This window comes from Streptomyces sp. NPDC051133 (assembly GCF_040682635.1).
In the GTDB taxonomy this organism is placed as follows: domain Bacteria; phylum Actinomycetota; class Actinomycetes; order Streptomycetales; family Streptomycetaceae; genus Streptomyces.
This window is the reverse complement of record NZ_JBFBBK010000002.1, coordinates 183,086-192,722: the sequence shown is the minus strand read 5'-3', so window position 1 is coordinate 192,722 and position 9,637 is coordinate 183,086. Positions and strand designations below refer to the sequence as shown.

The following is a 9,637-nucleotide window of genomic DNA, read 5'->3' as shown; positions in this document are numbered from 1 at the left end:
GGAGAACAGCACATGACCCGCATCAGTCGCCGCGACGTCGGCGACGCCGCCACCGGCTTCAGCCTCAGCGCCGTCGCCATCACCCTCTCCGTCCTCTTCGTCTGCGGCCTCGCCGCCCTGCTGTGGTGGCTCGGCGTATTCACCTCCGGCATCAAGGGCGCCGGCGATGTCACACGCGACCAGAACGACGCGAAGAACCGCGAGCACTGGTCCGCCACGTTCAACAGCGAGTTCCAGCAGATCCAGGCCGACCAGGGCGTCATCGCCAACCTCGAGCACACCGCCACCTCGGCCGGGGCCACCGTCCAGGACCACGACAACCTCACCGGCGCCCAGAACAACTGCCGCCAGGACGTCGCCCAGTACAACGCCGACGCCTCCTCCACCCTCGGCGCCCCCTGGCTGCCCGAAGGCCTGCCCACCCAGATCAACGCCGACAACTACTGCGGGAGCTGACCCCAGATGACCCTCAACCGCCGCACCGCCGCCCTCACGGCCGCCATCGCCACCACCGGCCTGCTCCTCACCGGCTGCACCAGCTCCAGCAGCGCCGACAAGGCCCAGTCCGCCAACAACGCGCTGGCCGGCAACACCTACCAGAAGTTCAACCAGGCCGTCCCGTACCCGTACGCGAACGGGATGCCGTCGGACCCGCTGGAGCGGAAGAACCTCGCGGCCCGCCTCACCCAGTACAACTCCAAGGGCTCGACGAACTACGTGTACGTCTTCGCCGGGATGACTGACAAGGTCATCGGCTACTACGTCATCCGCGGCAAGGTCTCCTCGACCAGCTCTCAGATGACGTCCACGCAGGTCAACGTCCACTGCGGGTACAGCGGCGACCACCAGTCCTGCACGAACGACGCCATCGGCGACGACGGCTCGTACGGACAGGACGAGGGCGGCGAGAACGGCGTCTTCTTCTTCACGACCTCGGGCGTGCTCGTCGAGACCGATCAGCCGTTCCTCGTCTCCTCCCAGCCGATCAAGGTCTACTCCAGCGTGCCCCAGCTCGACGCGCCAGCAGGCAAGCAGTGAGCCGCTTCCTGGCCGGCCTCGGAGCCGCGCTCATCACGGGAGGCATCACCCGCCTGTTCACGGCCGCCGAGCCCTGGTGGCTCGCGGTCGGCGGAGTCACCGCCCTCATCTGTTGGTTCGGCGCCGGAGCGCTCGACGTCATCGCTGACGCACTGGACGACCTCTTCTGACCTCGCCGACCGGCCGCGCGCTCCCCACTGGCGCGCGGCACCCCGGGCGTCCGGGCCCGACCTTCCCCGCCGCTCACGGGCCCGGACGCCCCCTCTTCGACCTGGAGAACCACATGCGCACCACCAGACACCCCGCCGTCACCGGCGCCGAACGCAGGGCCGTCGCCGAAGACCTCGCCGAGCTGTACCGCGCCGGTTCCAGCATCCGCGGCATCGCCGCTCGCACCGGCCGCTCGTACGGATGCGTCCACCAGCTCCTTCTCGACGCCGGCGTGACCCTCCGGCCCCGCGGCAGCGCCCGCATCCGATCCAACTGACCCGGAGACCACGATGCCCGAACTCCTCGTCCGCCTCGGCGACCAGACGCACCCGCTGCACGACTGCTGCTGGGTGGAGTGGGCGCCGTGCGGCTGCGCCGTCAGCGTCGTCATGGCCGCCATGCACGACGGCGCCCGCGCGCTCCCGACCGAAGACGACGCCCGCCGCCACCTCGAGCCCCACAAGCGGGCCCACGAGAAGCAGATCCGCGAGGGCTACCGGCTCGAGCTGATGCCGATGGACCGCTACCGCGCCGAGGTCGACCTCGCCGTCAGCTGCCCGCACCCCAAGGGACCGACCAGCCAGCAGACCCTCGACGCCGCCACACCCACCGGAGGCGATGCGTGAGGTACTTCCACGGCGGCATCCCCGGCCTCAAGCCCGGCGACCTCATCACCCCACACCCACCGCGCGTCATCGACGACTGCCCGATCTGCGTCGCCCGTGCGGCCGGTCAGAACGCTGTCGTCGAAGGCCTCGGTGTCGTCGACCCGGCGACCGCCCGCCCGGACCGGGTGTACATCACCTCGGACCGCGAGTACGGCCGGTTCTACGCCTCGAAGTACTGGCAGGGCGACCTGTACGTGGTCGAGCCCGTCGGCCAGCTGGAGCCGTCAGTGGAGGACCGGTTCCCGTCGTGGACATGCGAGGCCGCGCGCGTCCGGTCGGTGTACCAGCGGTGCGTCTTGCTCACGCCGAAGCAGCGCCGCGCCCTGCTCAAGCGGTGGACGGCCGCCGACCTGGCCGCAGAAGGGAGACCGCTCCCGTGACGTGCGACCTGCCCCGCTCGAAGCACGAGCTGTACGACACGTGGCGCGCCATGATTCGCCGCTGCCACAACCCCGCCGCCGACAACTACCCCCGGTACGGCGGCCGCGGCATCACCGTCTGCCAGGCGTGGCGCGACAGCTTCGACCAGTTCCTCGCCGACCTGCCGTCCCGGCCCACCGCCGAGTACTCCCTCGAGCGGATCGACAACAACCGCGGCTACGAGCCCGGCAACGTCCGCTGGGCCACGGCCACCGAGCAGGCGCGGAACCGGCGCGACAACCACTACCTCCGCGCGAACGGGCAGACCCGCCTCCTCGAGGAGTGGGCCGACATCACCGGCATCCCGAAGTCGACGCTCTACAACCGCATCGCCGCCGGCTGGACCGACGAGGCCGCCGTCACCACGCCCGTGCGCCCCAAGGCACCGGACAACAGCATCGCCCCGGCTGGCATCCGCAGCATCGCCGCCGACCGGCAGCTCAAGCCCGAGACGGTCATCTCCCGGCTCCGCCGCGGCTGGGACTACGACCGGGCCATATCCCAGCCGCCGGCACCCCGAGCGCATCGAGAGTGAGCGCCCGGATCTTGCCGAAACGTTCCACAACATCACAAAACCCCGCACACCGTACGGGGTCCAAGGAGAAGGGAGGGGCGCAGTGTCAGGAGTCGGCCGCAGGCTTCTTCCGCCGCACGACGACCTTGCGCTTCGGCGCCTGGACGCCCCGCTCCTTACGCCAGGCAGCGACGCGCGCGTGAACGTGCCGGCGGATGTCGTCGGCACGGGAGGTGCCCTCTTCGTCGCACAGCTCGCCGTACGCCGCCCACGTCTCGTCGTCGATGCGGATCATGCGGCCCGGCGTGCCCTTGCTCGTCATGCGGTCAGGGTAGCTGACTGTGCACCGGCAACACACCCTGAGGCACTGTTGTGTATTGCTGATGTATTGCGGGTGACTACACACCCCGCGCTAGACTCTACGCCAGGCAAGGTCATCGTCATGCCGCCCTGAACTGGGGGTTTCTTCGACATGCCCTGACCCAGCACAGCCCAGAGAGAAGACCCAGTTGAGCACTGAGGAGCAGGCCAGTCCGGCGAGCGGCAGCGTGCCGCACGCCTTCGGCAACGCCCTCGCATGGAGGTGGGTACCGAACATGCCTGCCGCTCTGAAGCGGGCGCACCTGCACACGCTGCTCTACGCCGCCAGGTCCATGGCCAACGCCTCCGGGGAACTCCGGTTCCACGGCGACCGGAAGCCCATGCGGATCCGGGACATCGCCCGCGCGGCCGGCGCCGACGAGAAGGACACCCGCGACCGCCTGGAGGCCGCGCGCCTGGCCGGTGTCCTCGGCGTCGTAGGGGAGCGGAAGCGGGGCCGCTCGGCGCTGTATGTCCTCGTGCTCGCCCCGGCGCCGGACTGGTCCGCGGCGGTCGCTCACCTCGAGGGGGCGAAGGCGCTCCGGGAGGAGGCGCGGCAGCGTCGCGAGGCCGAGCGGCGGGCGGCTCCATGGGTCGAGGAGAACGGGGGGCGGACCCCCGAACTTGAAGGACCGGAGAACGGGGGACCGCCCCCCGAACTTCGAGGCCCTGAACAGAAGTCAGAACGAGGGACCGCCCCCCGAATGAGTTCGGGGGACCGCCCCCCGAACGGTTCGGGGGACCGCCCCCCGAACAACCCAGGGAGAACCCAAGACCTAACCCAAGACGGGGCCGAGGTCCTTCCCCAACCTCAGGTGGTTGGGCCCCCCGGAGAGCAGAACGAAGCCCAGGACACCCCACGAGCCGACCCCGCCGACGGCTTCACCCGCTGCGCCCGCTGCGGCGACCCGATGCTCCCCCGCTACGGCCGCACCACCCATGCCCACTGCCAGCCCCTCACCACCGCCGAGAGGACCAGCGCATGACCACCGACGTCCCCGGCATGGCCGCCGTCGAGCGCGGCCTGGCACGCACGGCCAGCCAGCCCACCGACCAGACGACCGGAGTCCCGGAGTGACCGACTGCCCGACCCCGACCAAGATGCGGTACGCCACCAAGGCCGCCGCCGAAGCCGCCGCAGCGCGCGCAGTCGTCCGCACCGACACCACGCTGCGCCCGTACGAATGCCCGTGCACCTGGTGGCACCTCTCCAGCAAGCCCGGCGAAGAGATTCCCGAGCCCGACCTCACCGACCAGGTCACGATCGAACGCCTCGTCTCCATCCCAGACAGCGACTTCCGCGAGATCGTCGTCGCCGACACCCGCGGCGACGGCCTCCTCGAGGAGCGGGCCGCGCTCCGCCACCCCCGCGCCCTCAACCGCTGGCGCGACCACCTCGGCGAACTCACCCGCGACATCGAACAGCAACTCGCCGACCGCCGGACCGACAAAACCCTCATCACCGTGGACTGGCGCAAGCGCGCCACCGCCTACCGCGACACCCTCGTCACCCGCGCCACCGAATGCCGCCGCCGCCGCTCCGAAGCCCACGTCGCCCTCATGCGCCGCCACGACGTCAAACGTCTCGACCAGGCGGTCGCCGCCGCCCTCGGCAAGACCGCCCGCGAACTCCGCGCCGAAGCCGGCGAGGTTGCCGTCGACCAGCTGATCACCGCCCACCGCGACGAGTTCGAGCAGTACCTCGTCGACGCCTACCAGGCGCTCGGCCTCCAGATCCCCGAACGGTTCGAAGAGCGGACCCGCACGAAGACCTCCGAACCCGAGCTGACCGGAGGTGCTACGTGACCAGCCCGTACGACCGACTCATGGCCGAGGACATCCCCACCCGACCACCAGCCCTCCCGAAAGCCGACCTCCCCCCGACCCGCCCCATCCAGCCCTGGACCTCCGAAGAGCAGGCACAGCACCTCGCCGACATGCTCGCCGCCCTCCACGGCTGGACCTACCGCGAACCCGACCCCGAGACCCACCTCCGCCTCGTCGAGCCGACCGACACCGCCGACCCCGACCACGAAAGGCACAGCGCATGACCACCACCACCGAGTCCCGCAAGCTCACCCAGGCCGAACTCCTCGCCGAAGCCACCGAACGCTTCGGTACCGATCCGCTGAAGTGGGCGTTCATCTGCCCGTCCTGCGGTGACACCGCCGACGGCCAGGACTTCAGCGACGCCCTCGCCGCCAACCCCCGCACCCACCGCTCCGGAGAGACCGTCATCGCCTCCGACATCGTCGGCCAGGAATGCATCGGCCGCACCCTCGGCGCCCTCAGCCGCGGCAAGTACACCGGCCGCGGCTGCGACTGGGCCGCCTACGGCCTCATCGCCGGCCCCTGGCAGATCGAACTCCCCAACGGCCACACCATGCACGCCTTCCCCCTCGCACCCGCACCCTGCTGACGAATCTGTCAGCAACCCCACTGACCGAACCCTCAGGAGCAGCACCCGATGGCAACCGAAGCCACACACGCCCCACAGGGGCCCGAACAGCACCACGAAGCAGCCGGAGCCCCAACCGACCCCCAGCGGCCGTCTGGACGGCCGCCGGAAACCCACCACGCGCCTCTCACCGCCGACGAGGGCGCCGCGCTCCTCGGCAAACCCGAACAGCTCCGCAAGGCCCCCCACCAGCCCGCCCCGGCACCCGCGGCCCAAGCACTCACCGACGAGGCCCGCGCCGCCGCGCACTTCGCCAGCGACGCGAAGACCCACAAGCTCACCGTGCACCGCGAGGACGGCGTCTTCCGGCACCTGGAGTTCACCGGCCTCGCCGGGATGTCCCGCATCGCCATCGTGACCTGGCCGTACAACCTCCTCGTCGCTGGGAGCCACGGCAGCTTCCACTTCGAGCGATTCGGGCCGGACACCGAGGACATGTTCAACTGGCTGCGCGGCGCCCGGGTCAGCCCGTCCTCGTGGGCGAGCAAGCTCGTCAACGGCCGCCAGTCCGTCGAGGAGTACGACCGGACCAGGCTGGAGCGCAAGGTGCGCGAGCTGGTCGCCGAGGCGGTCCGGGACGGCTGGGCACCGGCCGGTCTGGAGGCCGAGGTCCAGGAGGAGATCCTCGACAGCCACTGGATGGACGAGGAGCAGAACGCCCTCCGCCTCGTCAGCGAGTTCCAGCTCGGGATGCAGTACCAGTCCGAGTGCTCTTGCGGCGAGGGCGACGATCACGACTCGTACAGCTCGGCCGCCTGCTGGAACCTCCTCACCCACAAGGGCGGCGACGGCCACAAGGTCAAGATCCGGCAGACCGCCGGCTTCTCCTTCGACGACTTCACCGAGTGGAACATCCACACGCTGAACTACCACTACCTGTACCAGTGCCAGGCGATGGTGTGGGCCGTCGCCCAGTACGACGCCGCGCGGAAGCCTGCGGAGGTGTCGGCGTGACGCGCCCGAACACCCCGGACCGCGTCAACGCGGACGGCTCGACGACCATCACCACGAAGCGGGCCTGCAACGGCTGCGGGCAGCTGCTCGGTGACATCACCGCCCAGGAGGTGGCCCTCGCGATCGCCGGGGCCCCGCTGCCGGACGTCCGCCGCGAGTGCCCGGCCTGCGCGCCGACCGCGCCGGAGCCCGTGTGCCGGCCGATGCGGATCGTCGCTGGGGACGCGATGTGCGTGGAGCAGGACTGCGACCACGAGCCCGACGGAACCGGCTACTGCGACGAGGTGACCGAGGAGATCGTCTGCGCCACCCACTCCGACCTCACCACCGCGGGGGACATCGGCCACGCCGAACCCTGGCCCTGCACGCGCACGAAGGCGGTGACCGCATGAACGCGGAGCAGTGGAACGAGCGGTTCCCCGTTGGCACGCCAGTCCTCGCGTACCCGGGGGCCCGCCCGGAGCACGACCCGAGCGCGGAGCCGCTCATCACCCGCACCCGCAGCCACGCCCAACTCATCGGCGGTCACACCGACGTCATCTGGGTCGACGGCCACGGCGCCTACATCACCCTCACCCACGTCGACCCGATCACTGAGGAACAGTGGGCTCAGGCACAGGTCGACCGTGAGGCGACCACGGCGGCTCGACGTGCCGCCCTGCTCGACGCCATCCGGACCCGCCCCCAGGGCGGTTGGAAGCCGGAGCGTGCGGCCTTCGCGATGAAGCGGGCCGGGTTCGGCTGGGTCAGCGAACGCACCGCATCCACCGACCTTGAAGCCCTGGTCGCTGAGGGCCACCTGACGCCGGTCACCGAGGTCGTCATCCGCCACTACGACCTCACGGAGGCCTCCCGATGACCGAGCAGATCGAAGACGACTTCTGGGCCGAGGAGCGGGCCCGCGCCGCGGCCGAGCGCGGCCAGCAGGCCGACCCGTCCGCGTGCGGCACCTGCCGGGGCCGCGTCGCCGCCGGCGGCCAGGTCGAGCACGAGGAGTGCGCGCAGCGGGCCACGCTCCTGCAGGCGCCGGACCACCCGTACTACGAGCTGATCACCGGCATGAGCGAGGAGGAGGTGTGGGCGCTCCCGGCCCGCTTCCACGTCCCCGTCTTCCTCGACTCGTGCACGCCGAAGGCCTGGGTGTGCGCGGTGTGCTGGGGAGACGGCTGGAACACCCAGTGGCCGTGCAAGACCGCGCAGGACCACGGCGCCGCGGTGTTCACCCCGGCGCACCAGGCCGAGACCGCGGCGAAGAAGCAGGCCGCCGAACTGGCCGCCTACCGTGCGCTCGAGCTCGGCGACCTCGACGGCCGCATGTCCGCCTCGTGCGGCAACCCGGACCACCCGGCCTGGCTCCGCGCGCCGGACGATACCCGCGGCTGCCCGTGGTGCCGCATCGCAGAACTCACAGCACCGGCCCAGGACGGCGTAACGGCCGAGCAGGCGCTGATCACCTACGCAACCAGCACCCGCACCGTCACCGCCGACGGCCTCGTGCCGTACCTCACCGCGGTCAAGGCCGAGGCCATGTTCGCCGAATGGGAGCGCCACCGGTCCATGCGGGAGGAACGCAAGCGACTGAGGGCCGAGGTCAAGCAGTGGCGCGCGACGTACGGTCGCGACGCTCTGCCGGGCACCCGGGCTCAGATGGAGCACCTGCGAGCCCGCATCACCGAGCTGGTGGCCGAGCTGGCCGCCGCGGAGGAGCGCTACGCCGCCGGCCTCCGCCGGGCCGACGAGGACGTCAACGCCATGTCCGAGGAGCTGAAGCGCTACGCGGCCGGCGAGGAGCGGCCGGTCCTGTGGTCGGTGTACAACGCGATGCACAACCGCGCGGCCACCGCCGAGGCCCGTGTCGCCGAGCTGGAGCGCGAGCGCGCGAAGTACGTCGGTAAGGAGCCGACGATCGCCGAGGAGATGGCCTACCTCTCCCGCTGCATCGACTCGATCCTCGACCTGTGCACCAAGGCCGAGGAGCAGGCCGGCCGCTGGGAGCAGCCACTCCCCGTCCCCGAGTGGGTCGCCGAGGTCCGCAAAGCCGCCGAGGGCCTCATCGAACGCCAGACGTACCCGCCCGCCCTGCCCTGGGCCCGGCTCATGGACACCGAAGACCTCACCGACTTCCTCCGTGACCTCGACGCCGGCATGCGCGACGCAGCCCGCCAGGCCCACTTCGCCGGACGGCCGCAAGCGCCCGCAGTCCTCGCCGCGCTCGAGCAGGCCTGCTCGACATGGCGCGCCATCGCCGAAGCCCAGCACGCCCACAACACCGCGATCGGACCGGAAGCTGGTGAGACCCGATGACCGCACCCCTCACGCCGGTCGGCTACTACTGCGACCACTCCGACGAGCCGTCCGGCTCCCGTACGCACCACGACTGGGAGTTCGTCGAGGGCGAAGGGTTCGTCTTCCAACACGGGCCCGGCACCAACAGCGCCTTCACCTACGTCGACCGGCCGTACCTGAAGCCGGAGGACCGCGAGCGCCGCTGCCCGCGCGCCGTCCCCCTCTACCCAGGCCCGGCCGTCGACGCCGAGCTCGACCGGCTCCGCGACGAACTCGCCGAGGTCCGCGCCGGGCAGGACCCGCGGCTGCGCTGCCTCATCGTCAAGGCCGCCCCCGACCGGGACCTGTACATCGGTTGGTCGAACAGATGCGAGATGCCCGCGGGCGCCTGGACTCGGGACGAAGCCCTCGCGTACGGCTTCCACCGGTCCCGGCTCGACCGCGCCGACAAGAACGGCAGCAGCGACCTCTCCTGCGGCGACGGCCACTGGGACGACGCCGGGTTCGTCGCCGAGCAGCGCGGCTGGCTCAAGCGGGACCGGCTCGCCGACTACGCACTCCTGTGGCTCGCCGACCGCCAGGCCGAGGCCTTCGACCTGCTGGAGCCCTTCGAAGGCGAGACCGAGGTACGCCGCACGTGACCGATGGCCCGAGGTGCCAAGGCTGCAAACGCCGGCTGAAGCACCCGTCCCCGTCCGGCTACGGCCCGGTCTGCGAGCGCCGCATCAA

At 71.0% G+C, this 9,637-nt stretch carries 17 protein-coding genes; 16 read left to right on the top strand and 1 reads right to left on the bottom strand.

Annotated elements, in window-relative coordinates; genetic code table 11:
* Positions 1–12: 12 nt before the first annotated feature.
* The 7 genes from AB0N17_RS03285 to AB0N17_RS03255 all read left to right on the top strand — a co-directional run bounded on the left by AB0N17_RS03285 (position 13) and on the right by AB0N17_RS03255 (position 2,871).
* Positions 13–456, top strand: coding sequence for a hypothetical protein (locus tag AB0N17_RS03285; RefSeq protein ID WP_366009368.1), 444 nt, complete (start codon positions 13–15; stop codon positions 454–456).
* A 6-nt stretch (positions 457–462) separates the two neighbouring features.
* A complete protein-coding gene (locus AB0N17_RS03280) occupies positions 463–1,038 on the top strand; it encodes a hypothetical protein (protein ID WP_366009367.1) in 576 nt (191 codons plus the stop codon).
* Complete coding sequence (locus AB0N17_RS03275) at positions 1,035–1,208, top strand: hypothetical protein (RefSeq protein WP_366009366.1); 174 nt, start codon at positions 1,035–1,037, stop codon at positions 1,206–1,208. Before AB0N17_RS03280 ends, AB0N17_RS03275 begins: the two co-directional genes overlap by 4 nt.
* Before the next feature lie 113 nt (positions 1,209–1,321).
* Positions 1,322–1,525: a helix-turn-helix domain-containing protein gene (locus tag AB0N17_RS03270; RefSeq protein WP_366009365.1), complete on the top strand. Its 204-nt coding sequence runs from the start codon at positions 1,322–1,324 to the stop codon at positions 1,523–1,525.
* 13 nt (positions 1,526–1,538) lie between these two features.
* Positions 1,539–1,874, top strand: a complete 336-nt coding sequence (locus AB0N17_RS03265; protein WP_366009364.1) for a hypothetical protein — start codon at positions 1,539–1,541, stop codon at positions 1,872–1,874.
* Positions 1,871–2,296 (top strand): hypothetical protein, encoded by a 426-nt coding sequence (locus tag AB0N17_RS03260; protein WP_366009363.1) that lies wholly within the window; start codon positions 1,871–1,873, stop codon positions 2,294–2,296. The genes AB0N17_RS03265 and AB0N17_RS03260 overlap by 4 nt, the downstream gene beginning before the upstream one ends.
* Positions 2,293–2,871 carry a hypothetical protein gene (locus AB0N17_RS03255; RefSeq protein ID WP_366009362.1) on the top strand — a complete coding sequence of 193 codons (579 nt, stop codon included), beginning with the start codon at positions 2,293–2,295 and terminating at the stop codon, positions 2,869–2,871. The genes AB0N17_RS03260 and AB0N17_RS03255 overlap by 4 nt, the downstream gene beginning before the upstream one ends.
* Before the next feature lie 85 nt (positions 2,872–2,956).
* Here AB0N17_RS03255 and AB0N17_RS03250 read toward each other — a convergent pair whose 3' ends face one another.
* The gene (locus tag AB0N17_RS03250) at positions 2,957–3,172 is read right to left on the bottom strand and encodes a hypothetical protein (RefSeq protein WP_366009361.1); all 216 of its coding nucleotides are present in this window, start codon (positions 3,170–3,172) and stop codon (positions 2,957–2,959) included.
* Between the two features lie 274 nt (positions 3,173–3,446).
* Between AB0N17_RS03250 and AB0N17_RS03245 the strand changes: the two genes are divergently transcribed.
* The 9 genes from AB0N17_RS03245 to AB0N17_RS03205 all read left to right on the top strand — a co-directional run bounded on the left by AB0N17_RS03245 (position 3,447) and on the right by AB0N17_RS03205 (position 9,549).
* Positions 3,447–4,196 (top strand): hypothetical protein, encoded by a 750-nt coding sequence (locus AB0N17_RS03245; protein WP_366009360.1) that lies wholly within the window; start codon positions 3,447–3,449, stop codon positions 4,194–4,196.
* Between the two features lie 88 nt (positions 4,197–4,284).
* Positions 4,285–5,016, top strand: coding sequence for a hypothetical protein (locus tag AB0N17_RS03240; RefSeq protein WP_366009359.1), 732 nt, complete (start codon positions 4,285–4,287; stop codon positions 5,014–5,016).
* Entirely contained in the window at positions 5,013–5,261 is a 249-nt protein-coding gene (locus AB0N17_RS03235) for a hypothetical protein (RefSeq protein ID WP_366009358.1), read from the top strand. The genes AB0N17_RS03240 and AB0N17_RS03235 overlap by 4 nt, the downstream gene beginning before the upstream one ends.
* Positions 5,258–5,629, top strand: a complete 372-nt coding sequence (locus AB0N17_RS03230) for a VVA0879 family protein (RefSeq protein WP_366009357.1) — start codon at positions 5,258–5,260, stop codon at positions 5,627–5,629. The genes AB0N17_RS03235 and AB0N17_RS03230 overlap by 4 nt, the downstream gene beginning before the upstream one ends.
* A 48-nt stretch (positions 5,630–5,677) precedes the next feature.
* Positions 5,678–6,622 carry a hypothetical protein gene (locus AB0N17_RS03225; RefSeq protein ID WP_366009356.1) on the top strand — a complete coding sequence of 315 codons (945 nt, stop codon included), beginning with the start codon at positions 5,678–5,680 and terminating at the stop codon, positions 6,620–6,622.
* Positions 6,619–7,014: a hypothetical protein gene (locus AB0N17_RS03220; protein WP_366009355.1), complete on the top strand. Its 396-nt coding sequence runs from the start codon at positions 6,619–6,621 to the stop codon at positions 7,012–7,014. Before AB0N17_RS03225 ends, AB0N17_RS03220 begins: the two co-directional genes overlap by 4 nt.
* Positions 7,011–7,481: a hypothetical protein gene (locus AB0N17_RS03215; RefSeq protein WP_366009354.1), complete on the top strand. Its 471-nt coding sequence runs from the start codon at positions 7,011–7,013 to the stop codon at positions 7,479–7,481. Before AB0N17_RS03220 ends, AB0N17_RS03215 begins: the two co-directional genes overlap by 4 nt.
* Complete coding sequence (locus AB0N17_RS03210) at positions 7,478–8,926, top strand: hypothetical protein (RefSeq protein WP_366009353.1); 1,449 nt, start codon at positions 7,478–7,480, stop codon at positions 8,924–8,926. The genes AB0N17_RS03215 and AB0N17_RS03210 overlap by 4 nt, the downstream gene beginning before the upstream one ends.
* On the top strand, positions 8,923–9,549 hold the full coding sequence (locus AB0N17_RS03205; protein WP_366009352.1) for a hypothetical protein: 627 nt from the start codon (positions 8,923–8,925) through the stop codon (positions 9,547–9,549). The genes AB0N17_RS03210 and AB0N17_RS03205 overlap by 4 nt, the downstream gene beginning before the upstream one ends.
* Positions 9,550–9,637: the final 88 nt, after the last annotated feature.

Coding starts and splice junctions, on each gene's coding strand:
- AB0N17_RS03285 (WP_366009368.1), top strand. CDS start 13: ATGACCCGCATCAGTCGCCGCGACGTCGGCGACGCCGCCACCGGCTTC.
- AB0N17_RS03280 (WP_366009367.1), top strand. CDS start 463: ATGACCCTCAACCGCCGCACCGCCGCCCTCACGGCCGCCATCGCCACC.
- AB0N17_RS03270 (WP_366009365.1), top strand. CDS start 1,322: ATGCGCACCACCAGACACCCCGCCGTCACCGGCGCCGAACGCAGGGCC.
- AB0N17_RS03265 (WP_366009364.1), top strand. CDS start 1,539: ATGCCCGAACTCCTCGTCCGCCTCGGCGACCAGACGCACCCGCTGCAC.
- AB0N17_RS03250 (WP_366009361.1), bottom strand. CDS start 3,172: ATGACGAGCAAGGGCACGCCGGGCCGCATGATCCGCATCGACGACGAG.
- AB0N17_RS03245 (WP_366009360.1), top strand. CDS start 3,447: ATGCCTGCCGCTCTGAAGCGGGCGCACCTGCACACGCTGCTCTACGCC.
- AB0N17_RS03230 (WP_366009357.1), top strand. CDS start 5,258: ATGACCACCACCACCGAGTCCCGCAAGCTCACCCAGGCCGAACTCCTC.
- AB0N17_RS03225 (WP_366009356.1), top strand. CDS start 5,678: ATGGCAACCGAAGCCACACACGCCCCACAGGGGCCCGAACAGCACCAC.
- AB0N17_RS03215 (WP_366009354.1), top strand. CDS start 7,011: ATGAACGCGGAGCAGTGGAACGAGCGGTTCCCCGTTGGCACGCCAGTC.
- AB0N17_RS03210 (WP_366009353.1), top strand. CDS start 7,478: ATGACCGAGCAGATCGAAGACGACTTCTGGGCCGAGGAGCGGGCCCGC.
- AB0N17_RS03205 (WP_366009352.1), top strand. CDS start 8,923: ATGACCGCACCCCTCACGCCGGTCGGCTACTACTGCGACCACTCCGAC.